Here is a 20,840-nt window from a genome sequence, read left to right as displayed (position 1 = left end):
CGATCAGGATAGCATCGCTGGCCGCTTACGGCCAAACAGCCTTGCCACAGAAGAATGTCCACTCAAGCCGTGGATGAACCTGTGGATATCTCCGTAGTATGTCCTGCAGAGCCTGCACCGGCGCGGGTCCTGACGGAGTGCCTAATTCCTAGGCAAGACAGAGCGCGGGCTGCAGGTCCTACCTGTTGAAGTGCGTCCAACGCTGCCCAATCATGGCTTTCGAGGGACACCTTGGGTGCACGCAGTGGCTTTGCTATCCTGCTTGTCTCTAGACGAACAACGAGGTTCATCATGGAGCTTCACCTTGTCAACGAACGTCCGGCGCCGGATATCCTTTCGCAGCCTGAGGTCCAACTGCACCACTGGCGGATCCTGCGGCGGGGCAATGGAACCCTGCACATTGCCGCCCAACTTGATTCGGGGTCACTGCGTATCACCTCCTTACTGCAAGCCATAGACCTGCCCAGGGCAATAGTCAAAACGGAGTCAGGGCGGAGCTACCAGCTGTGCAATCCACCTGAGGAAGACCAACTGCTGAGGTCGCTCATGCTGCTAAACGCAGTCCGAGGCCTCGTTCAAGTCTCGGAGGATGTGAGTGACGCCATCTGGGCCGCGATCACTACTGGCGCTTGGCCCTTTGAAGGCTCCAGCTTGCTGCCTTCGGTGCAATAGCTCCGGTCAAGCCGTTTGGACCGTCGACCTTATGCCATGAGGGCAGCAGGAGCCCGCTGATTTCCACAATGCAGGAAATGCCCGACGGACCTTCTTTTCATCCGACGGACTTTATTTGTTGTAGTCAACAGGCCTGGCAACGCGGACTTCCTCCATCACCGTAACTCTCTTGGCAAGTTTCAAAACTTGTCTACGAGTGCGCATTTCGGATGAGGCCGAGCGTTCGACCTGACCCGGTCATACCGCCACACGCTCCCTCAAAAAACTAGTCAGTCATCAAGCACGGACGGGACTCGACAGCCGCCTGAAGGTTGGCCAACTTCGACCGGCAGTTAGTCAAGGCCCGCCCAGTCACCTCGGGCGGGCTCTCCACTGCAGGACGCTGTTTACGACTTTGACTGACTCAGGTAGAGGGCGGCAAACCCGCATGGATGCTAGAGACCTGTTTATGACTTTATTTGCGTGTTTACGACTTTAATTACCCGGAATACCCGCCGCGGTCAGTTGGCCACGGTGAAACGCTGCTGCAAGTGGCGCGGACTCTCCAGTTCGTCCACGATGGCCACGGCCATGTCGGCCACGCTGATGCCGCCGGGGGCTTCGCCGTTCATCAGCGGCGCATCGGTGCCCAGGCGGTACTGGCCGGTGCGTTCGCCGGGGGCCAGCAGGATGGGGGGCGACAGGAAGGTCCAGTCCAGCGAAGTCTCGCTGCGGATCAGGTTCAGGGCCTCGCGCGCGGCCAGGGCGCCTGCCTTGTATTCGGCGGGGAAGTTGGGCGTATCCACCAGTTGCACGCCGGGTGCCACGAACAGGCTGCCCGCGCCGCCCACCACGAGCAGGCGCTTGACGCCGGCCTGCTTGACGCCTGCATAGATGGCGCGGGTGCCGACGAGGAACTGGTCGTGGATGTCGGGCACGGTCCAGCCGGGGTTGTAGGCGTTGACCACGGCGTCGTGGCCTGCCACGGCCTTGGCGACCTGGGCGGCGTCCTGGGCATCGGCCTGCACCACGGTGAGGCCGTCGCGTGCAGCCAGTTTGCCGGGGTTGCGGGCCAGGGCGGTCACCTTGTGCTGGCGGCGCAGCAGCTCGTCGAGCACGGCCGAGCCGACAAATCCGGTGGCGCCGATCAATGCGATGTTCATGTCATTTCCTTGGGTTGAGGTCGATGCAGTGAGAATAGGGGCTTGTCAAACAAGCCGGTAGAGGGCAAAAATTGCCTTCACCTTGAAGTGCAGCTTCACAAAAGCCCTATGGACGACTTGAAACGCATGGCTGTGTTCGCCTCCGTGGTGCAGCACGGCTCGATGAGCGGCGCCGCGCGCGCCCTGGGCATGAGCACCTCGGCCGTGAGCCAGCAGGTGCGCAAGCTCGAAAGCGATGGCGGCGTGACCTTGCTGCACCGCTCCACGCGCCAGCTGGCGCTGACCGAGGCGGGCCAGCGCTACCACGCGCGCTGCGCGGCCATGTGCGCGGCGGCCGACCAGGCACGTGCGGAACTGGCCGCCTCGCGCGATGCACCCAGCGGCGAGCTGCGCCTGTCGGCCACGGTGGGCTTTGCGCGCCACATCGCACCGGCCCTGGGCGAGATGCTGGCGGCCAACCCGGCCCTGCGTCTGCGCCTGCTGGTGGACGACGCGCCCATCGACCTCATCAACGCGCGCATCGACCTGGCCGTGCGCTTCGGCCGGCTGCAGGATTCGAGCTGGGCAGCGCGGCGCCTGTGCGCGATGAACGTCTACCTGTGCGCCTCGGCCGGCTGGGTGGAGCGCCACGGCATGCCCCAGCACCCCGATGCGCTGCTCTCGCACAGCTGGCTGGGCCTGGTGCGTGACGGCGAGGGCATGTTCGCCGAGTTGCGCAACAGCCAGGGCGAGGCGCGCGCACTGCGCATGGAGCCGCGCATCGCCAGCAACAACCAGTTGTCGCTGCAGCAGATGTGCGAGGCCGGCCTGGGCGTGGCCATGCTGGGCAGCAGCGACGTGCACGAGGCCCTGCAGACCGGGCGCCTGGTCCGCCTGCTGCCGCAGTGGGAGCTGGGCACGCTCGACGTCTGGGCCGTGACGCCCCAGCGCGACGCCCAGCCCGCCAAGGTGCGCCAGGCGATCGCGGCGCTGCACGCCTACCTGCGCCAGGTACCCGGCATGCTGGACTGAAGATTCGGCGATCCATCGATTTTTTATCGCTGCGGACCACAAATTCCATCGTTGTGCGAAGGCCGGGGCCTGCCTACAGTCGCGGCTTCTTTCTTCCCCCAGGAGCCTTGCCATGACGACGAACCCCGCCACCCCCACCCACCCCATCGACCAGGTGATCGCCGCCTTTGCGCGTGGCGACGTGCCCACGCTGCTGGGCCATGTGGCCGACGACGTGGACCTGCGCATCGACCACTACCACGATGGCGCCGACACCAGTTGGCAGGTGGCCCGCGACAAGCAGGGCCTGATCGCCGTGCTGCAGCGCCTGGCAGTGGAGGTGTTCCCCCGGGGCACGCAGATCCTGCACACCCACAGCCAGCCGCTGGGCAACGACTGGGTGCTCACGCAGTTCCACCAGCGCTTCTTTTATGCGGTACAACAGCGGGAGGTGGAAAGCCTGACCTGGATCATGAGCCACTCTGTGGCGGGCCAGATGGACTATTTCCGAGAAACCGTCACCACCATCACCCCGGTCTGATTCGAACTTGATCCATGCTGTTTGACCTGCGCGCGCTCGGTTACTTCGTGGCCGCCTACGAGGAACGCTCGGTGACGGCGGCCGCGCGGCGCTGCTTTGTGGCGCAGCCGTCCATCAGCATGGCCATCAAGGGGCTGGAGGATGCGCTCGATGCCGTGCTGTTCGAGCGCAGCCGCAGCGGCCTGGCCCCCACGCCCGAAGGACACCGCCTGTACCCGCGCGCCTGCAGCCTGCTGGCAGAGGCGAGCGCCATGGTGCGCGACTTCCGCGAGGCGCCGCGCGAGACCCTGCGCGTCTTCCTGCAGGACACCCTGCTCGTGGGCCCGGCTGCGCCGCTGCTGGCGCAGCTGGAGCAGCACCTGCCCCAGGCCCTGGTCCGCCTGACCGCCAGCGCCGAGGATGCCAGGCTGCGCCTGGTGGCCGAGCATTGCAAGGCGCCCGGGGATACCTTTTTCCCGCTGTGGCGCGAGCCCTATGTGATGCTGGTGCCCGCGCAGCACCCGCTGCGCTTCAAGAAACGCTTTGGCGTGGCAGACCTCAAGGGCCTGCCGCTGATCGAGTGGCCCCACTGCCCGCTGCACCAGTCGTTCATCCGCCTGCTGGCCGAGCGTGGCATTGCGCTCGCGGTGCGCGCCAGCGCCGAGCGCGAAGAACTGCTGCTGCACATGGTGGACGCCGGCATCGGCCTGGCGGTGGTACCGCAATCGCACGCTGCCCATGCGCGCCACGCGGTGGTACGGCCGCTGGACGGGGCACTGGCCTTCGACCGGCACATGGGCCTGGCCTGCGATGCGTCCGACGCGCCCATGCTGGCGCTGCTCGGTGTTCTGGCCGCAGGGGCGGTCGCACCGGCCCCATTGTCGAGCGTGGCGTAGAAAGCCCTGGCACCGGTGCCCTTTGCGGTACAACCGGGGCTGCATCCACACCGACAGGCCACCCGATGATCCTGGAAATCGCCCAATTGACCATCCGCCCCGGCCAGACCGGTGCCTTCGAGCAGGCCTTTGCCCAGGCACAGCGCATCATTGCCTCGATGCCGGGCTACCAATCGCACGAATTGCAGCGCTGCATCGAGCGCCAGGATGACTATGTGCTGCTGGTGCGCTGGGCCACGCTGGAGGACCATGAGGTGGGTTTTCGCCAATCCGCGCAGTACCAGGAGTGGAAAGCCTTGCTGCACCACTTCTATGACCCTTTCCCCACCGTGCTGCACTACGGCCCGGTGGCAGGCCTGTAGCACAATGAGAGGAGCCTCTGCGCCACGCCGGGCGGGGGCTGGCATGGGGCGTGCATGGGCAGATGTCTCGGCGCCGCGACGCTGGGGGGCGGGCAGACCCCATTCGGGTACGACCTGACAATTTAACGTGCTGCGCACACCGTTCTGATCCTAGAATTTGTAAACGCGCGTATCCGCGCAAAGGACATCCCCATGAAAGCAGTGCAGCAGGACATCGACGAGCGGACCAACCTCACCAGCACCAACAAGTTCGAGCTGCTGCTGTTTCGCCTGGGCACCGACAGTGCCCTGGGCAAATCCGAGCTCTTCGGCATCAACGTGTTCAAGATCCGCGAGATCGTGGCCATGCCCAGCATCACGCCCATCGCGGGCACCACAGCCCACTCGCTGGGCGTGGTCAACCTGCGCGGCCAGGTGATCCCCGTGCTGGACCTGCCCTCCATCGTGGGCTGCAAACCCCAGACGGGCCTGAACATCATGCTGGTGACGGAATACGCCCGCACCACCCAGGCCTTCGCCGTGGAGTCGGTGGAAGACATCGTGCGCCTGGACTGGAAGCAGGTGCTCTCGGCCGAGACCAGCGGTGCCGCCGGCAAGCTGGTGACCAGCATCGCCCGCCTGGACGGCAACACCGACGAGTCGCGCCTGGCCCAGGTGCTGGACGTGGAAGCCATCCTGCAGATGGTCTCCCCCTCGGACGGCCATGAGGTGACCGAAGAGAAGGTGGGCGCCAAGCTCAAGCTCAAGCCCGGCAGCATCATCCTGGCGGCCGACGACTCCTTCGTGGCGCGCTCGCTCATCGAGCAGGAGCTCAAGGTGCTGCACGCACCCTATGAGATGGTGAAGTCCGGCAAAGAGGCCTGGGACCGATTGAACGCGATTGCCAAGAGTGCCGAAGCCGAAGGCAAGACCGTGCTGGACCGCGTGGCCATGGTGCTGACCGACCTGGAAATGCCCGAGATGGACGGCTTCACGCTGACGCGCAACATCAAGCAGGATGCGCGCTTCCACGGACTGCCGGTGGTCATCCATTCCTCGCTGTCGGGCTCGGCCAACGAAGACCACGTGCGCAGCGTGGGTGCCGATGGCTATGTGGCCAAGTTCGTGGCCGAAGACCTGGCGGAGACCATCCGCCGCGTGTTGCCCAAGTGAGTGGAACGGGCGGCGGCACACCGCCGCCCCAGAGCTGCGAGCGCAGCGCCTGCGCACTTGCGTGATCCATTTCACGCGGCCTACCCGCCAATGCGCCTTCGGCCTACCCATGGGGGCTTTCGCAGTGCATTGGTCTGCGGCACACTGGTTGCCAGTCAACCAAACACAGGGCTCAAACGTCAAGTTGTAAGTCGCCTTCGGGATGTAACACCTTCATGGTGTTGTTTTCCGGGGCTTTACCTGCAACGCGGAACGCGCCCCGTCCGCCGGGAGTCTGAATCCATATGACAAATACCATCGCCCGCGTTCTTTCCGCCACGGTCCTGGGCGCCGTGCTGACTGGCTGTGCCACGGTACCGGGTGACCCGTACTACGCACCCGCCCCCACCTACTACCCGCCGAGCTCGTCGACCATCATCTACGACTCGCCGCCGGTCTACCACTCGCCACCGCCCGTGTACGTGGCGCCGCCACCGGCGTACTACGGCAACCGGCGCGACGAGCGCGACTGGGCGCGCGAGCGGGAACGTGAACGCGCGCAGCAGCAATGGCGCGATCAGGCCGAGCGCGAACGCCGCGACCGGGACCGTGATCGCGACCGCGACAACGCCCGCCGTGACCAGGATCGCCGCAACCAGGCGGATCGCGAGCAGGCGCGCCGCGACCAGGTCGAGCGCGACCGCCGCGCGGCAGAAGAACGCCGCAATCGCGAGGCACGCCCAGGCCAGATGGCGCCAGGGAGCTACACGCCTGCTCCGAATGACTGGCGCGCACGCCAGCAATCGAACAGCAAGGAACAGCCTTGAGCCAGGGTTAGCCGCTCCGCAGGACGCGCCATGATCCCGGCTCGGCACCTTGTCGTTGGCCTTTGCACGGCCTGGCTGTGCCTGGGCGCGCAGGCCCAGGTGACGCGCTGTACCGATGCACGCACCGGCAAGGTCGCCTACACCGATGGCGTGTGCAACCACGGCGAGGCCGCACTCCAGGTCAAGATACGTCCTGCGCCTGACGAGGTACGGCGCTACCAGCAGTTTTACGCCGAAGCGCTGGAGCGCAGTCGGCAGCGGCTGCAGGCGGACAATGGCGCCGCGCCATCCGATGCACAGCGTGCGGCGGACCTGCAGCGCGCACTCGCCGACTATGCCCCGCGGCAGTATGACTATGCAAGTTCGCCGGGGTGCGCAGGCTCCCGCGGTGCTTACGACCTGCTGCGCATCCAGCAGGACCATCGCTCCACGCGGGAATATGGCCCACTCAAGGAATCCGCCCAGCGGCGCATGGACATGGATTGCATGGGCCCGGAGGCCTATGCCGAACGCGAGCGCCAGCGTGAGCAGGACCGGCGCGAGAAGGAGTACCGGGAGGCGGCACTGCGCCGAGAGACCGACCTGCGCGACCAGATGGAGCGCGACCACCGCTACCACCAGGAACGCGAGCGCGAACGGGACAAGGAACGGCAGCGCGAGCGCGACCGGGAGCAGGCCCAGCGCGAGCAGGCGGACCGCGAGCGCCGCGACCGGGAGCATGACATCGCCCGGCGCGAGCAGGAGCGCCGCGTGCAGCAGGCGGAGCGGGAGCGCGAACAGGCACGGCGCGACCAGGTCGAGCGCGACAACCGTGCCGCCGCGGACAGCAGGCGCAACGAAAGCCGGCCGGTCCAGTCCGGCCTCAGTCCGACATCGACCGGCTGGCGCGGCGCCAGCCTGCGATCCACCCCCTGAGGGCCGCAGCTTGCGAAACACCATGGCCTGCATCCTCCGACCCGCCCTCTACGGACTGTTCCTGGCAGGCCTGTGCCTGGGTGCGCAGGCCCAGGTCACCCGCTGTACCGATGCGCGCACCGGCAAGGTGACGTACACCGACGGGGCCTGCAGCGGCGGCGAGGCGGCCCGCGAGGTGGAGCCCCGCCGCACGCCCGAAGAGATCCTGCTGGACCGGCAACTTTCAGCCGAAGCGCTGGACCGCAAGCAGCAACGGCTGCAGGCCGAGAATGAGGCCGCGCAGGCCGACGCACAGCGCGCTGCAGACCTCCAGCGCGCACGCGCCGCCAATGCCCCGCTACCCCAGGACTATGCGCGCTCTCCCGAGTGTGCGCGCTCGCGCCGCAACTACGACCTGCTGGCCGGCGAAGGCCCACGCTCCACGCAGGAACACGGGCAGCGCCTGGAAGCCGCCCAGCGGCAGATGGACCTCGATTGCCTGGGCCCGCAAGGCTATGCCGAGATAGAGCGCGCCCGCGCCGCACAACCGCGCGTGGTGGTGGTACCGCCGCGCTACGGCATCGGCTACCCTGCGCCGTTCCCCACGGTGCCGCAAAAGCCGCCTCCGCGCCTCACGCAGTGCTCGGACTACCGCTGCACGGACAACCAGGGCAATACCTATCCGCGCAACGGCCCGGGGCGCTTCCCGGGGCCCGGCGGGGTCTGCAGATCCAACGGCGGACAGGCGCCCTGCTGAGGCCTGCGGGGCCGCCCAGCCCTGCGCTGTTCCACCTCCTCCCAGGCACGTCCGCCGCACGGCACTGCGCGCGGCCCTGGCACTCACCCAAATACCGCAGGCGCTGGCGTCAACCGCCCGGTCCCATCGCGCGTCTAGAGCGGACACCGCCGCAGTTTGGCGATTGCCCAAGGAGCTCCATGACCCCTTTGCCTGTGCGCCTGGCATGCCTGTCCCTGATCGCTGCGGCGTTGGCCGCCTGCGCCCCGCGCGGCACCTACCCGGCACATCCCCTCGCCCTGCAGCGAGCCCGTCTGGCCAGCCATCCCTCTCCCGTACAGCCGCCGCCAACCCCGGCGACTCTACCCAGCCCTGCCGCCGCACCTGTACAGGATTCGACGGTGGCGGCGCCCCTGCCTCCCACCACGGCCTCCGTGGGCGCGCACCGCCCATCGGGCCTGCCAGGTCTGCAGCACGTCGACCTGGCCAGCTACCCCTCGCCCATTCCACCCGGAGCCGCCGCAGCGGGCAGCTCTGCGAAGGCGGCGAAGACCTCGGCAGCGGCCCCACCGCCCGCGACCGTCCGGCCCCACCCCGGTAGCACGCCGCCCGCGATCGCACGCCCCACCTCTGCGCAGGACCTGGAACGCATGCGCCGCATCGAGGAAGAGGCCCGGCGCGACAGCGAACTGCGCATGGAGGCCATGGCGCGCGAGATGGAGCGCGACCGCAGGGAACGCGAGCGCCAGCGCGAACAGGACCGCCTGGAGCAGGAGTACCGCGAAGCCGCGCTGCGCGACCAGATCGAGCGCGACCGCCGCTACCACCAGCAGCGCGAACAGGAACGCGAGCGTGAACGAGACAGGGAACGGGACAGAGAACGGGAACGAGAGCGCGACCGGGACCGCGAGCAATCCCGCAGGGACCAGGAGCGGCGTGACCAGGCTCGCCGCGAGCAGGCCGAGCGTGACCGCCGCGCGGAGGAAGAACGCCGTAACCGTGAGACACGCCCAGCGCAGATGGCCCCTGGAAGCTATGCGCCTGACCCCAAGGACTGGCGCGCACGCCAGCAGTCGAACAGTGCCGAAAGGCCCTGAGTGAAAGGTGGTGGCCGCGTGCGGTAAAGCTCAGGCCCGCAAGCCCTCGGCCACGCTGGGGTAGCGCAGGCGCAGCCCCAGCTCCTGCAGCATGCGCCGGTTGTCCAACCGGCGCGATTCGCTCATGAAGCTCAGCAGCACCACCGGCAGCTCGGTCTGTGCCATTCTGCGCGGCAGGCGCGGCGGGCGCGGCAGGCCATAGAGGTCAGCCGCCAGGTCGAAGTAGTCGCCCATCTTCAGGTGGCTTTGGTCGCTGACGTTGTAGATGCGCTGCGCGCGCCCCTTCCACAGCGCACGCAGGCATGCGCGGGCCAGGTCGTCGGCGTGGATGTGGTTGGTGTACACGTCGTCCTCGGCCAGCAGCACCGGCGTGCCCTTGCGCAGCCGGGCCTCGGGCGTGCCGCCTGCGCGGTCGGGTGCGTAGATACCGGGAATGCGCAGGATGCTGGCGCGCACGCCCGTGCGCCCCAGGTGGCGCACGGCACGCTCGGCATTCACGCGGCGCTGCGCGCGCGGGGTGGCGGGGGCCAGGGCCCGGGTCTCTGGCACCCGTGCGCCCTGGCAGTCGCCATACACACCGCTGGTAGATGCGTACACCAGTGAGACCGGTCGGCTGCGCAGGCGCAGCGCGCGCGCCAGCGCCACCGTGCGGGGGTCGCGCCACCAGGCAGCGCCGCCGGCGCCCTCGCCGGGCGGCGGAGCCAGGTGCATGACCCGGGTGGCCACGCCCGACAGGCGGCGCAGGCTGGCCGCATCGTCCAGGTTGCCCAGCAGGGGGGTGATACCCCGCGCGCGCAGGTCGTCGACCCGGGTGGGGCTGGAGGTGAGCGCCAGCACGCGCAGGCGCGGGGCCGTGGCGCCGGGCGTCTGCAACTGGCGCACCACGCGCTGGCCCACGTCGCCACAGCCAACGATCAGCAGGCGTTCACGGCGAAAGCGCGCCGGCAGGGCGCCAAGGGGGCTTTGGTTTGAGGGCAAAATCGGGTCCGCGAAGAAGACAAGCTCCAAGGATACCCACAACATGACCAGCGCCGAGGCGGCCCCCGCGACCACGTTCCAGATTTCCGTGCAGCCCAGCGGCCGCGCCTTTGCCGCACAGGGCGATGAGTCCATCCTGGCTGCCGCCATCCGCAGCGGCGTGGGGCTGCCCTATGGCTGCAAGGATGGCGCCTGCGGCTCCTGCAAGTGCAAGAAGCTCAGCGGCGCGGTATTCCACGCCAACCACCAGTCCAAGGCGCTCTCGGCCGACGAGGAGGCCGCCGGCTTCGTGCTGACCTGTTGCGCCAAGCCCCTGACCGATGTGGTGCTCGAATCACGCCAGGTGACGGACGAGAGCGCCTACCCGGTCAAGAAGATGCCGGTGCGCGTGTCCACCCTCACGAAGAAGTCGCACGACGTGATGCAGGTGCGCCTGCAACTGCCGGCGGCCGACACCTTCCGCTACCACGCGGGGCAGTACATCGAGTTCATCCTGCGCGATGGCGCGCGCCGCGCGTACTCCATGGCCAATGCACCGCACACCCAGGGCGAAGCGCCGGGTGTCGAGCTGCACATCCGCCACATGGCGGGCGGCAAGTTCACCGACCATGTGTTCGGCGCCATGAAGGAAAAGGAGATCCTGCGCGTGGAAGGCCCGTTCGGCAGCTTCTTCCTGCGCGAGGACTCGGACAAGCCCATCGTGCTGCTCGCCTCGGGCACGGGCTTTGCACCCACCAAGGCACTGATCGAGCACCTGCAGTTCAAGGGGAGCACGCGGCCCACGGTGCTCTACTGGGGTGGCCGCCGCCCGCAAGACCTGTACATGGCCGACTGGGTGCAGGAGCGCGTGGCCGAGATGCCCCACCTGCGCTATGTGCCCGTGGTCTCCGACGCCCAGCCCGAAGACGGCTGGACGGGCCGCACGGGTTTCGTACACCAGGCGGTGATGGACGATTTCGCCGACCTCTCGGGCCACCAGGTCTATGCCTGCGGTGCGCCCATTGTGGTCGAGTCGGCGCGCGGCGCCTACAGCGCCCAGCGCGGCCTGCCGCCCGAGGAGTTCTTTGCCGACGCCTTCACCTCCGAGGCCGACAAGCACGGCTGACAGCCGGCAAGACCGTTTTTTTTGGAGTGGACACTCCATTTTTTGCACAATGGCACCATGAACCGCAGAAATCTCACCACCCTTCTCGCCAGCGCCGCCATCGTGGCCGCTGCCCTCCCACACGCCGCCATGGCCCAGGACTCGGGCCAGCCGATCCGCCTGATCGTGCCCTACGCACCGGGGGGCCCCATCGACGTGACAGCACGTGCGCTGGCCGAGCGGGTGCGTGATTCGCTGGGCACGGTGATCATCGACAACAAGGGCGGTGCGGGCGGCAACATCGGCGCCGATGCGATCGCCAAGGCGGCGCCGGACGGCCTGACCATCGGCATCTCGGCCACCGCGACGCACGCGGTGAACCCCTGGCTCTACACCCGCATGCCCTACGATGCGGCCAAGGACTTCGCGGCCATCACGCAAATGGTGCGCGTGCCCAATGTGCTGGTAATCAACGCCGCCAAGGCCGAGCAGCTCAAGATCAACACCCTGGCCGACCTGGTCGCCTACGCCAAGGCCAACCCGGCCAAGCTCAACTACGGCAGCGGCGGCAACGGCAGCGCCGGCCACCTGGCGGGCGAGATGTTCAAGCAGCGCGCCGGCATCTTCGCGCTGCACATCCCCTACCGCGGTGCCAACCCGGCCCAGTTGGCCCTGCTGGCTGGCGAGGTGGACTTCAACATCGACAACCTGGCGGCTGCAGCCCCCAACATCCGCGCCGGCAAGCTCAAGGCCCTGGCCGTGACCTCGCTGGCGGCCAGCCCCTCGCTGCCGGGCGTGCCTCCGCTGTCGGCCACCTACAAGGACTTTTCCATCGACACCTGGTGGGGCCTGGTGGCCCCTGCGGCCACGCCCAAGCCGGTGATCGACAAGCTCAACAAGGCCTTCGTCGCGGCCCTGAATGCGCCCGAGACCAAGACCCGCTTCGGCCTGCTGCTGGCCGAGCCCGTGCCCACCACGCCTGCGCAGTTCGAAGCCTTCATGGCCAGCGAGCGTGCCAAGTACCAGCAGGTGGTGAAGGCCTCTGGGGCAAAGGTCGACTGAGCGCCCCACCGCTCCATTCCTCAGCGCCCCGCGGGGCGCTTTTTCATGCCCGTTCCGGCAGCACGTTGCGCTGCCTTGCCGCCACGGCCCCCAGCGCGGCCACCATGGCGTCGCATTCGGCGTCGCCCACGGGCAGCGACAGCGCGATCAGGCCGCGCCGCGCCATGAACACGCCTTCTTCGAGCAGGCCAAAGAACACCAGGTCCTTGGCGCGCCCATCGGTGCCCTGCAGATCGGCAGGGGAGCGCACCGGCGCCGCCGTGGCGTGCAGGGTCATCAGCGATCCGGTGCCGGTGAAGGCCATGTCCACGCCATGGCGCTCCAGCACGGCGTTGAAGCGTGCGCGCAGTTGCTCGCCTCGGGCATTGAGCGCCTGCACCACCTCGGCGCTCAGCACCCGGGTGAGCCCGGCATGGCCGGCGGCCATGGTGAGCACGTTGTTGTTGAAGGTGCCGGCATGGGCCAGCGCATCGGGGCGGCGCGGGTCGAAGCGCTCCATGACGTCGCGGCGCCCGCCGAACACCCCGAACGACATGCCGCCCCCGAGGTACTTGCCTGCCGTGGTGAGGTCCGGCCGGATGGCCAGCAGTGCCTGGCGCCCGCCGAAGGACAGGCGCGAGGTCATCACCTCGTCGAACACCAGCAGCGCGCCGCAATCGTCGGCCAGGGTGCGCAGCGCCTGCAGGAAGGCCGGCTCGCCAGGAATGCAGCCTCCGGCCCCGAGCATGGGTTCGACCAGGATGGCGGCGATGTCCGCTCCGTGCGCGGCCACCAGCGCGCGCACGCTGTCGGCATCGTTGTAGCGCGCCAGCACGAATTCGTGCGGCACGTTCATCGGCGAGCCCCCGCCCGCAAAGGTGAGCACGCCGCCGTGGTAGGCCCCGTCGAACACGATCACCTTGCTGCGCCCCGTGTGCGCCTTGGCGGCGGCCAGGGCCAGCAGGTTGGCCTCGGTGCCCGAGTTGGCGAAGCGCAGCAGCTCCATGGACGCAAAGCGCTTCTGGATCTCGCGCGCCAGCAGGCCCTCGCGCGCCGTGTGGGAGGAGAGGTTGATGCCGCCGGCCAGCGCCTCCTGGATGGCGTCCATGATGACCGGGTGCGAATGGCCGTAGAGCCCCGCCGTGAACTCGCCCAGCGCGTCGATGTATTCGTGGCCGTCGGCATCCCACACCCGGCACCCAGCGCCACGCGCCATGCTGAGCGGGAAGGGCCCGTGGAACAGCACGCTGCGGGTGTTGCCACCGGGCAGGGATTTTTCCGCCTCGGCCAGCAAGGAGGCGCTGCGCGGGTTGCGTGCGCGGTAGGTCTCCACCGCCTCGAAAAGGGCGTGGTCCAGGGGGGTTGGGGTGGCATTCATGCGATCTCCTGTACAGTGTACAAGAAATTATGGATCCGAGGAGGCGATCTGGCAAGCGGCGGCGTTCAGCGCAGCGGGATGCCCGACAATCCAGCAACTGCCTTCGCCCTTGTTCCCAATGCCCCGCGCCCGCACCAAAGCCCCCTCTCCCCCTGACACTGCCGCCGACACCGTGGCCACGCCCTTGTCGCGCGAGAGCGTGCTGGCGGCGGCCCTGGCGCTCATCGACCAGCGCGGGGTGGAGGCTTTCAGCGTGCGCGACCTGGCCCGCTCGCTGGGGGTCTACCCGACAGCGCTGTACTGGCATGTGCCCGGGGGGCGCAATGCGCTGATCGCCGGGGCGGTGACGGCCGCGGTGGGCGGCCTGGAACCACCCGACCCGGCAGGCGACTGGCAGGCCGAGCTGCGCACCCTGTTCGCACGCTACCGGCAGGCTGTACACCAGCACCCGCGCATCGCCCCGGTGCTAGGGGCCCAACTGGTCTCCAACGCCAGCCTGGACCCGCTGCTGCTGGACCGCATCCTGGCGCTGCTGGAATCGGCCGGGTTCGCGGACCAGGGCCTTTTCGATGCCTACAACGTGGTGATTGCCGCCATGGTCAGCTTCGTGACCCTGGAACTGGCGCCGCAGCCCGATGACGACCCCGACGGCTGGGCCGCAGGCCACCAGCAGCGCCTGGCGCAGATCGATGGCGATGCCTGCCCGACCCTGGCGCGCCACCTGCCGCAGATGGCCAACCGCGCCTTCGTGGTGCGCTGGAGCAGCGGCAGCACGCACCCGCTGGACGCGGGCTTCGATGCCTGGACGGAGGTGGTGGTGCAGGGACTGGCCGCGCGGCTGCCCCGCAATACTTAGCGACCAGAGCCTGCCACTGGCCAGAGCAAGGTGTCTGTGCGCTCGATGCGCTGATTGGCCACGCCCGCCAGTTGGCCTGGGGTGACACGGGCAGGTGCCAGCTCGGACAGGGGCTGCAGCACGAAGGCACGCTCCCCCATGCGCGGGTGCGGCACGGTGAGGTCCGGGGTGGCGATGGTCTCGTCGCCATAGAGCAGGATGTCGAGGTCCAGCGTGCGCGGCGCATTGCGGTACAGGCGCTCGCGGCCTGCTGCCGCCTCGATGGCCTGCAGGGCCTGCAGCAGGGCCGTGGGCGACAGCCCGGTGGCCAGCTCGGCCACGGCGTTCAGGTAGTCGGGTCCATCGGCATCCACCGGCGCGCTGCGGTACAACGAGGAGACCTGGCGCACCTGCGTTTGCGGCAGGGCGGCCAGGGAGGCCAGCGCCTGCTGCAGGGCGGCGCCCCGGTCACCGAGGTTGGCACCCAGACCGATGAAGGCCTCGACGGCCATGCCGGCGGTGCCGTTCACTCGGCCGCAGGCGCGGCAGAGCCTTCACCGCCACCGGCACCACTGCCGCCCACCGGCTTGCGGCGACGGCGGCGGCGCTTCTTGGGGGCACTGCCGTCGGGTGGCACGGCATCGCTGCCCTGGTCGGGTGCAAAGTCGTCAGCATCGTCCTGCCCGCCGTCGGCAGAGGCAGCGCGCGGCGCACGCGGCTTGGGCTGCGGGGCCGGGGCCTGGCCCTCGCCAGCGGGCGCCGCCTTGGGCACGCGGCGCGCCGTGGGCTGGGCAACGCGCTGGCGCGCCTTCTGTTCCTCGCGGGCCTGGTCCATCAGGTCTTCGCGGCGGTCATCGTCGGCGGCCTGGAAGTCCTGCCACCACTCGGCCAGGGCCTCGCCGATCTCGCCCACGTCAGCCCGCAGGCGCAAAAAGTCGAAGCCGGCACGAAAGCGCGGCTGCATGACCATGCCGAAGGGCGTGCTGCCCACGCGCTTTTCGAAGCGTGGCTGCATGACCCAGATCTCGCGCATGTCGGCCGCCAGCTTGCCGCGGCCCGAGACGTCGCCGATGCGCTTGTCGAACACCTCGTCGATGGCCTCCTGCAGTGCCGGCAGCGCGTGCTGGCGCTGGTTGGTCATGCGCGCATCCCAGCCGTTGCGCACGTCTTCCCACAGCACGCAGGCGAGCAGGAAGCTCGGCGCCACGGGCTTGCCCTCGCCCACGCGGCGGTCGGTGTCAGCCAGGGCGGCGCTCACGAACGGCGTGTCGGCACGCTCCACCGCCACGTCCAGCAGCGGGTAGATGCCCTTGGCCATGCCGAGCTTCTTGAGCTGGGCGATGGTGGCGATGGCATGGCCGGTCTGCAAGAGCTTGAGCATCTCGTCGAACATGCGGCTTTGCGGCACGTCGGCGAGCAGCGCCTGCGACTGCACCAGGGGCGCGGCGGTCTTGGTCTCGATGGTGAAGCCCAGGGCGCTGAGCTTGGCCGCGAAGCGCACGGCGCGGATGATGCGCACCGGGTCTTCGCGGTAGCGCGTGGCGGGGTCGCCGATCATGCGCAGCGTCTTCTTCTTGGCGTCCTGGATGCCCTTGTGGTAGTCCACCACGATCTGGCTGACCGGGTCGTAGTACATGGCGTTGACGGTGAAGTCGCGGCGCGTGGCGTCCTCGTCCTGCGGGCCCCAGACGTTGTCGCGCAGCACGCGGCCGCTGGCGTCCACGGCATGCTGCATGCCCGACAGCTGCTGCTTGCTGGTCTTCTCGTTGCCCGCGACCTGGCCGGCCGCGGCGTTGTCCAGGTAGGCGCGGAAGGTCGAAACCTCGATCACCTCGTGCTCGCGGCCCCGGCCATGCACCACGTGCACGATGCGAAAGCGCTTGCCGATGATGAAGGCGCGGCGGAACAGCCCCTTGACCTGCTCGGGCGTGGCATTGGTGGCCACGTCGAAGTCCTTGGGCCGCAGGCCCAGCAGCAGGTCGCGCACCGCGCCGCCGACGATGTAGGCCTCGTAGCCGGCCTGCTTGAGCGTCGCCACGACCTCGGCCGCCCGGCGGTCCACCAGTTCGGGGTTGATGCCGTGCACGGTGGCGGGCACCTCTTCGCGCTTGCCGAAATGCGGCTTGCCGCCCGAGGTGCCGGGCGTCGATTTGCCCAGCAGTTTGTCGATGAACTTCTTGATCATGGGTGTGCAGTAAACAGGTCCAGTATGCGCCAGCCGCGCTCCTGGGCCAGCGCCCGCAGGCGCGGGTCGGGGTTGGTGGCGACCGGGTGGTCGACCTTTTCGAGCAAGGGCACGTCGTTCATCGAGTCACTGTAGAACGTGCTCTCGACATCACCCCAGGTGAGCCGGCGCTGGGCCAGCCATTGTTCCATGCGCGTGACCTTGCCTTCGCGCATGGTGGGCACGCCGTCGATCTCGCCGGTGTACCAGCCGCTCGCATCGCGCACCAGCTGGACGGCCAGCAACTCGCCCACCCCCAGCGCCTTGGCGATCGGCGTGGTCACGAACTCGTTGGTGGCGGTGACGATCAGTACCTCGTCCCCGGCAGCGAGGTGCTGTTGCACCAGGGCCAGGGCCTGGGGTTGTATCGCCGGGGTGATGACCTCGCGCATGAACTGTTCATGCGCCGCAGCCGCCGCCTCGGGGCCGCGCAAACGCACAGCCTCGGTGGCAAAGCGCACATAGTCATGCACGTCGAGTGTACCTGCCTGGTAGTGGGCATAGAACTCGCCATTGCGGCGCGCGAACTCGACGGGGTCGTTCCAGCCGATGCGGATGGTGAACTCGCCCCATTCGTAGTCGGAGTCGAGCGGCAGCAGCGTGTGGTCCAGGTCGAACAGCGCGAGCCGGGGACGGGTGGCCGGGGAAGCAGGGGTGGTCATTCGGTCAGGCGCCGGGATGCAGCGGCACGGGGATGCGGATCGGGCACGCGCGGATCATTCGGACTCGAGCATCGCCTTGAGCAGCGGGATGGTGATGGCGCGCTGGGCGCGCAGCGCGTAGGCGTCGAGTTGATCGAGCAACTGCATCAGGCTGCCCAGGTCGCGCGAGAAGCGGTTGAGCATGTAGTCCATGACCTCATCGCTCAGGAACACGCCGCGGGCGTCGGCCTCCTGGCGCAGCACGGCGCGGCGCTCGGGCTCGCCCAGCAGCTGCAGCTGGAACACATGGCCCCAGCCCAGGCGGCTGCGCAGGTCGTCACGCAGCGGCAGGTCGGCCGGCGGCAGGCTGCCGGCGGCCAGCACCCAGCGCTGGCTGCCGCTGGCCGGGCTGATGGCGTTGACAAACCAGTTGAAGGCCGTGGCCTGCTGGGACGTGCTGTACAAATGCACATCGTCCATGAGCACGGCGGACCAGCCTTCGTCGAACTCGGGCGGCTCGCCCATGGAGGGGTCGAGCCAGCCCACGGCGTCGCCCTGCTCGCGCAGCGCCTGGCGCACGGCATTGAGCAGATGCGACTTGCCGCTGCCCGACTCACCCCAGAGGTAGGTCGGCACGGGTGAACGGGTGGCCGGGCTGCTGCCGACACCGGCCGCCAGGCGCAGGTGTTGCAAGGCGGCCTCATTCGGGCCGGCGAAGAAACGGGAAAGCGTCGGCCCCGTGGCCAGGCCGATGTCGAGCGCCAGTTGCTTCATGCGCGGCACCCGGACAGAAGGGAGCAGCCCGTGGCGGTGGGTGCAAGAGCGGCGGGCAGGGAGAGGATCAGCAGCGGCATCACAGGTGGCATTGAAAGATGTCTGGCCGTAGGTGACTGCGGCGGAACGCGGCGAAGGTAGCGGCACAGAGCCGTTGCGTTGCCCCGGGGGTCCTTCGGCGAAAGATCCCGGCAGCGACAATATGGCCGATTTTAGTCTCCTGTCGGCGCCGCCACGCAGCGCACCTCCTTTGCCACCCACCCAGCCCCCCATGGCCGACCTGCCGCCCCGCCCCCACCGCCTGCCCGCCAGCATCTGGGCCCTGGGATTTGTGAGCCTGCTCATGGACATTTCCTCCGAAATGATCCACAGCCTGCTGCCCGTCTTCCTGGTCGCGGCACTCGGGGTGAGCATGCTCACCGTGGGCATCATCGAAGGGGTTGCCGAGGCCACGGCACTGGTCCTCAAGGTGTTTTCGGGGGCGCTGAGCGACTGGTGGGGGCGCCGCAAGCCCCTGGCGGTGCTCGGCTACGGGCTGGGTGCCCTGGCGAAGCCGCTGTTTGCCCTGGCTTCCACCGTGGGTTGTGTGGTGGCGGCCCGGCTGATGGACCGGGTCGGCAAGGGGATTCGCGGCGCACCGCGCGACGCCCTGGTGGCCGACCTCGCGCCGCCCGGCATGCAGGGCGCCGCCTTCGGCCTGCGCCAGTCGCTCGACACGGTGGGCGCCTTTCTGGGCCCGCTGATCGCCATGGGGCTGATGTTGCTCTGGGCCAACGACTTTCGTGCCGTGTTCTGGGTGGCCGTGCTGCCCGCCGTGCTGTGCGTGCTGCTGTTGCTGGTCGGCGTACGGGAGCCCGAGCGCCCCGCCGGCACGCCCCGTACCAACCCGATCCGCCGCGAGAGCCTGCGGCGCCTGGAACCACGCTACTGGTGGGTGGTGGCGCTGGGCGCCGTGTTCACCCTGGCCCGCTTCAGCGAGGCCTTCCTGCTCCTTCGCCTGCAGCAGGACGGACTGCCGCTGGCGTGGACGCCCCTGGTGCTGGTGCTCATGAATCTGGTGTTCGCGCTCGGCGCCTATCCGCTGGGCAGGCTGTCCGACCGGATGAGCCACACCACGCTGCTGGCCTGGGGGCTGGTGGTGCTGATCGCCGCCGACGCCCTGCTGGCCTGGCGCGGCCACGGCATGCTGGCCGGGCTGGGCATTGCCCTGTGGGGGCTGCACATGGCCATGACCCAGGGGCTGCTGGCCACCATGGTGGCCGCCACGGCCCCTGCCGACCTGCGCGGCACGGCCTTTGGCATGTTCAACCTGGTCAGCGGCGGGGCGCTGCTGGTGGCCAGCGTGCTGGCAGGCCTGCTGTGGGACCGGTGGGGCCCGGGCGCCACGTTTGCCGCCGGAATGCTGTTTGCCGCCCTGGCGCTGGCCGGCGTGCTGCTGCAGGCGCGCCGGGTCGGGCGTGCGCCAAAGCCCCCGGCCGGGCAGGGCTGAGCAAGTGGCGCGGCGATGCCCCTTAAAATCCCTGGATTCCAGCCCGCCCGGCGGGCCTACCAGCCCACACCCCCCATGAGCTCTTCCGCGACCCCCACTCCCCTTTCCTACAAAGACGCCGGCGTTGACATCGACGCAGGCGACGCGCTGGTCGAACGCATCAAACCCCTGGCCAGGAAGACCATGCGCGAAGGCGTGCTGGCCGGCATCGGCGGCTTCGGCGCACTGTTCGAGGTGCCCAAGCGCTACAAGGAACCCGTGCTGGTCTCCGGTACCGATGGCGTGGGCACCAAGCTCAAGCTGGCCTTCGAGTGGAACATGCACGACACCGTGGGCATCGACCTGGTGGCCATGAGCGTCAACGACGTTCTGGTGCAGGGCGCCGAGCCGCTGTTCTTCCTCGACTATTTCGCCTGCGGCAAGCTCGACGTGGACACGGCGGCCGCCGTGGTCGGCGGCATCGCCTGGGGCTGCGAGCTCAGCGGCTGCGCGCTGATCGGCGGCGAAACGGCTGAAATGCCCGGCATGTACCCCACTGGCGAGTACGACCTGGCCGGCTTTGCCGTGGGTGCGGTCGAAAAATCCAAGATCCTCACGGGCAAGGACGTGCAGCCCGGCGATGTGGTGCTGGGCCTGGCCAGCCATGGCGTGCATTCCAACGGTTTCAGCCTGGTGCGCAAGTGCATCGAGCGTGCCGGCGCCGACACCCCCGCCACGCTCGACGGCAAGCCCTTCAAGCAGGCCATCATGGAGCCCACGCGCCTGTACGTGAAGAACGTGCTGGCCGCGCTGGCCACCCACCCCATCAAGGCACTGGCCCACATCACCGGCGGGGGCCTGCTCGAGAACATTCCGCGCGTGCTGCCCGAGGGCACGGCCGCCCACCTGCAAAAGGGCAGTTGGCCCCAGACCGAGTTGTTCGCCTGGCTGCAGAAGACCGCGGGCATCGACGACATCGAGATGAACCGCACCTTCAACAACGGCATCGGCATGGTGGTGGTGGTGGATGCCGCCAACGCCGCCGCCACGGCCGCCACGCTGGCCGCCGCCGGCGAGAAGGTCTACACCATCGGTGCCATCGCACCGCGTGGCGACGGCGCCGCCGTGGTCGTTGCCTGAGACGACCCAG

Annotated in this window: 21 protein-coding genes; 14 read left to right on the top strand and 7 right to left on the bottom strand. The window is 68.7% G+C overall.

Features of this window, described 5'->3' with window-relative positions:
* Positions 1-1,172: 1,172 nt before the first annotated feature.
* The gene (locus tag AC0IZS_RS15830; RefSeq protein WP_471636475.1) at positions 1,173-1,814 is read right to left on the bottom strand and encodes an NAD(P)-dependent oxidoreductase; all 642 of its coding nucleotides are present in this window, start codon (positions 1,812-1,814) and stop codon (positions 1,173-1,175) included.
* A gap of 108 nt (positions 1,815-1,922) precedes the next feature.
* Between AC0IZS_RS15830 and AC0IZS_RS15825 the strand changes: the two genes are divergently transcribed.
* The 9 genes from AC0IZS_RS15825 to AC0IZS_RS15785 all read left to right on the top strand — a co-directional run bounded on the left by AC0IZS_RS15825 (position 1,923) and on the right by AC0IZS_RS15785 (position 9,267).
* Complete coding sequence (locus AC0IZS_RS15825) at positions 1,923-2,825, top strand: LysR family transcriptional regulator (protein ID WP_471636474.1); 903 nt, start codon at positions 1,923-1,925, stop codon at positions 2,823-2,825.
* Positions 2,826-2,937: 112 nt separating this feature from the next.
* The gene (locus AC0IZS_RS15820) at positions 2,938-3,345 is read left to right on the top strand and encodes a nuclear transport factor 2-like protein (RefSeq protein WP_471636473.1); all 408 of its coding nucleotides are present in this window, start codon (positions 2,938-2,940) and stop codon (positions 3,343-3,345) included.
* Between the two features lie 14 nt (positions 3,346-3,359).
* Positions 3,360-4,220, top strand: a complete 861-nt coding sequence (locus AC0IZS_RS15815) for a LysR family transcriptional regulator (protein ID WP_471636472.1) — start codon at positions 3,360-3,362, stop codon at positions 4,218-4,220.
* Positions 4,221-4,285: 65 nt separating this feature from the next.
* The gene (locus AC0IZS_RS15810; RefSeq protein ID WP_471636471.1) at positions 4,286-4,582 is read left to right on the top strand and encodes an antibiotic biosynthesis monooxygenase family protein; all 297 of its coding nucleotides are present in this window, start codon (positions 4,286-4,288) and stop codon (positions 4,580-4,582) included.
* Between the two features lie 192 nt (positions 4,583-4,774).
* Positions 4,775-5,734 carry a chemotaxis protein gene (locus tag AC0IZS_RS15805; RefSeq protein ID WP_057203486.1) on the top strand — a complete coding sequence of 320 codons (960 nt, stop codon included), beginning with the start codon at positions 4,775-4,777 and terminating at the stop codon, positions 5,732-5,734.
* Between the two features lie 284 nt (positions 5,735-6,018).
* The gene (locus tag AC0IZS_RS15800) at positions 6,019-6,540 is read left to right on the top strand and encodes a hypothetical protein (RefSeq protein ID WP_471636470.1); all 522 of its coding nucleotides are present in this window, start codon (positions 6,019-6,021) and stop codon (positions 6,538-6,540) included.
* A 30-nt stretch (positions 6,541-6,570) separates the two neighbouring features.
* Positions 6,571-7,455, top strand: a complete 885-nt coding sequence (locus AC0IZS_RS15795) for a DUF4124 domain-containing protein (protein WP_471636469.1) — start codon at positions 6,571-6,573, stop codon at positions 7,453-7,455.
* 22 nt (positions 7,456-7,477) lie between these two features.
* Entirely contained in the window at positions 7,478-8,191 is a 714-nt protein-coding gene (locus AC0IZS_RS15790; protein WP_436219207.1) for a DUF4124 domain-containing protein, read from the top strand.
* 179 nt (positions 8,192-8,370) lie between these two features.
* Positions 8,371-9,267, top strand: a complete 897-nt coding sequence (locus AC0IZS_RS15785; protein ID WP_471636468.1) for a hypothetical protein — start codon at positions 8,371-8,373, stop codon at positions 9,265-9,267.
* Between the two features lie 30 nt (positions 9,268-9,297).
* On the opposite strand, the gene AC0IZS_RS15780 is transcribed toward AC0IZS_RS15785, so the two are convergent.
* The gene (locus AC0IZS_RS15780; protein WP_471636467.1) at positions 9,298-10,245 is read right to left on the bottom strand and encodes an NAD-dependent epimerase/dehydratase family protein; all 948 of its coding nucleotides are present in this window, start codon (positions 10,243-10,245) and stop codon (positions 9,298-9,300) included.
* 43 nt (positions 10,246-10,288) lie between these two features.
* Here AC0IZS_RS15780 and AC0IZS_RS15775 point away from each other — a divergent pair, with 43 nt between their 5' ends.
* Together AC0IZS_RS15775 and AC0IZS_RS15770 are read left to right on the top strand one after the other, a co-directional pair.
* Positions 10,289-11,350, top strand: coding sequence for a CDP-6-deoxy-delta-3,4-glucoseen reductase (locus tag AC0IZS_RS15775; RefSeq protein WP_471636466.1), 1,062 nt, complete (start codon positions 10,289-10,291; stop codon positions 11,348-11,350).
* Positions 11,351-11,407: 57 nt separating this feature from the next.
* A complete protein-coding gene (locus AC0IZS_RS15770) occupies positions 11,408-12,391 on the top strand; it encodes a Bug family tripartite tricarboxylate transporter substrate binding protein (RefSeq protein WP_471636465.1) in 984 nt (327 codons plus the stop codon).
* A gap of 43 nt (positions 12,392-12,434) precedes the next feature.
* Here the strand turns inward: AC0IZS_RS15770 and AC0IZS_RS15765 are convergent, their stop codons facing one another.
* On the bottom strand, positions 12,435-13,748 hold the full coding sequence (locus AC0IZS_RS15765; RefSeq protein ID WP_471636464.1) for an aspartate aminotransferase family protein: 1,314 nt from the start codon (positions 13,746-13,748) through the stop codon (positions 12,435-12,437).
* Positions 13,749-13,866: 118 nt separating this feature from the next.
* Here AC0IZS_RS15765 and AC0IZS_RS15760 point away from each other — a divergent pair, with 118 nt between their 5' ends.
* Positions 13,867-14,604, top strand: coding sequence for a TetR/AcrR family transcriptional regulator (locus AC0IZS_RS15760; protein WP_471636463.1), 738 nt, complete (start codon positions 13,867-13,869; stop codon positions 14,602-14,604).
* On the opposite strand, the gene folK is transcribed toward AC0IZS_RS15760, so the two are convergent.
* Genes folK through hda form a run of 4 tightly spaced genes read right to left on the bottom strand, consistent with a single transcriptional unit; the run spans position 14,601 to position 18,222 of the window.
* Positions 14,601-15,095: a 2-amino-4-hydroxy-6-hydroxymethyldihydropteridine diphosphokinase gene (folK, locus tag AC0IZS_RS15755; RefSeq protein ID WP_471639535.1), complete on the bottom strand. Its 495-nt coding sequence runs from the start codon at positions 15,093-15,095 to the stop codon at positions 14,601-14,603. The genes AC0IZS_RS15760 and folK overlap by 4 nt on opposite strands.
* Positions 15,096-15,109: 14 nt before the next feature.
* Positions 15,110-16,768: a polynucleotide adenylyltransferase PcnB gene (gene pcnB, locus AC0IZS_RS15750; RefSeq protein ID WP_471636462.1), complete on the bottom strand. Its 1,659-nt coding sequence runs from the start codon at positions 16,766-16,768 to the stop codon at positions 15,110-15,112.
* Positions 16,765-17,469: a histidinol-phosphatase gene (locus AC0IZS_RS15745; protein WP_471636461.1), complete on the bottom strand. Its 705-nt coding sequence runs from the start codon at positions 17,467-17,469 to the stop codon at positions 16,765-16,767. The genes pcnB and AC0IZS_RS15745 overlap by 4 nt, the downstream gene beginning before the upstream one ends.
* A 54-nt stretch (positions 17,470-17,523) precedes the next feature.
* Positions 17,524-18,222 carry a DnaA regulatory inactivator Hda gene (gene hda / locus AC0IZS_RS15740; RefSeq protein ID WP_471636460.1) on the bottom strand — a complete coding sequence of 233 codons (699 nt, stop codon included), beginning with the start codon at positions 18,220-18,222 and terminating at the stop codon, positions 17,524-17,526.
* A gap of 271 nt (positions 18,223-18,493) precedes the next feature.
* Here hda and AC0IZS_RS15735 point away from each other — a divergent pair, with 271 nt between their 5' ends.
* Positions 18,494-19,711, top strand: coding sequence for an MFS transporter (locus AC0IZS_RS15735; RefSeq protein ID WP_471636459.1), 1,218 nt, complete (start codon positions 18,494-18,496; stop codon positions 19,709-19,711).
* A gap of 75 nt (positions 19,712-19,786) precedes the next feature.
* Positions 19,787-20,830, top strand: coding sequence for a phosphoribosylformylglycinamidine cyclo-ligase (gene purM / locus AC0IZS_RS15730; protein ID WP_471636458.1), 1,044 nt, complete (start codon positions 19,787-19,789; stop codon positions 20,828-20,830).
* Positions 20,831-20,840 lie beyond the last annotated feature (10 nt).

Source organism: Acidovorax sp. AC410, assembly GCF_979253235.1.
The sequence above is the reverse complement of the archived record's forward strand: the minus strand, read 5'-3'. Positions and strand labels throughout refer to the sequence as shown.

Excerpts from the sequence above, each read along its gene's own strand:
- purM (WP_471636458.1), top strand. The coding sequence starts at position 19,787 with ATGAGCTCTTCCGCGACCCCCACTCCCCTTTCCTACAAAGACGCCGGC.
- AC0IZS_RS15735 (WP_471636459.1), top strand. The coding sequence starts at position 18,494 with ATGGCCGACCTGCCGCCCCGCCCCCACCGCCTGCCCGCCAGCATCTGG.
- AC0IZS_RS15800 (WP_471636470.1), top strand. The coding sequence starts at position 6,019 with ATGACAAATACCATCGCCCGCGTTCTTTCCGCCACGGTCCTGGGCGCC.
- AC0IZS_RS15785 (WP_471636468.1), top strand. The coding sequence starts at position 8,371 with ATGACCCCTTTGCCTGTGCGCCTGGCATGCCTGTCCCTGATCGCTGCG.
- AC0IZS_RS15760 (WP_471636463.1), top strand. The coding sequence starts at position 13,867 with ATGCCCCGCGCCCGCACCAAAGCCCCCTCTCCCCCTGACACTGCCGCC.
- AC0IZS_RS15805 (WP_057203486.1), top strand. The coding sequence starts at position 4,775 with ATGAAAGCAGTGCAGCAGGACATCGACGAGCGGACCAACCTCACCAGC.
- AC0IZS_RS15820 (WP_471636473.1), top strand. The coding sequence starts at position 2,938 with ATGACGACGAACCCCGCCACCCCCACCCACCCCATCGACCAGGTGATC.
- AC0IZS_RS15795 (WP_471636469.1), top strand. The coding sequence starts at position 6,571 with ATGATCCCGGCTCGGCACCTTGTCGTTGGCCTTTGCACGGCCTGGCTG.
- AC0IZS_RS15745 (WP_471636461.1), bottom strand. The coding sequence starts at position 17,469 with ATGACCACCCCTGCTTCCCCGGCCACCCGTCCCCGGCTCGCGCTGTTC.
- AC0IZS_RS15815 (WP_471636472.1), top strand. The coding sequence starts at position 3,360 with ATGCTGTTTGACCTGCGCGCGCTCGGTTACTTCGTGGCCGCCTACGAG.
- AC0IZS_RS15775 (WP_471636466.1), top strand. The coding sequence starts at position 10,289 with ATGACCAGCGCCGAGGCGGCCCCCGCGACCACGTTCCAGATTTCCGTG.
- AC0IZS_RS15765 (WP_471636464.1), bottom strand. The coding sequence starts at position 13,748 with ATGAATGCCACCCCAACCCCCCTGGACCACGCCCTTTTCGAGGCGGTG.
- AC0IZS_RS15770 (WP_471636465.1), top strand. The coding sequence starts at position 11,408 with ATGAACCGCAGAAATCTCACCACCCTTCTCGCCAGCGCCGCCATCGTG.
- hda (WP_471636460.1), bottom strand. The coding sequence starts at position 18,222 with ATGAAGCAACTGGCGCTCGACATCGGCCTGGCCACGGGGCCGACGCTT.
- folK (WP_471639535.1), bottom strand. The coding sequence starts at position 15,095 with ATGGCCGTCGAGGCCTTCATCGGTCTGGGTGCCAACCTCGGTGACCGG.
- AC0IZS_RS15830 (WP_471636475.1), bottom strand. The coding sequence starts at position 1,814 with ATGAACATCGCATTGATCGGCGCCACCGGATTTGTCGGCTCGGCCGTG.
- AC0IZS_RS15790 (WP_436219207.1), top strand. The coding sequence starts at position 7,478 with ATGGCCTGCATCCTCCGACCCGCCCTCTACGGACTGTTCCTGGCAGGC.
- pcnB (WP_471636462.1), bottom strand. The coding sequence starts at position 16,768 with ATGATCAAGAAGTTCATCGACAAACTGCTGGGCAAATCGACGCCCGGC.
- AC0IZS_RS15825 (WP_471636474.1), top strand. The coding sequence starts at position 1,923 with ATGGACGACTTGAAACGCATGGCTGTGTTCGCCTCCGTGGTGCAGCAC.
- AC0IZS_RS15810 (WP_471636471.1), top strand. The coding sequence starts at position 4,286 with ATGATCCTGGAAATCGCCCAATTGACCATCCGCCCCGGCCAGACCGGT.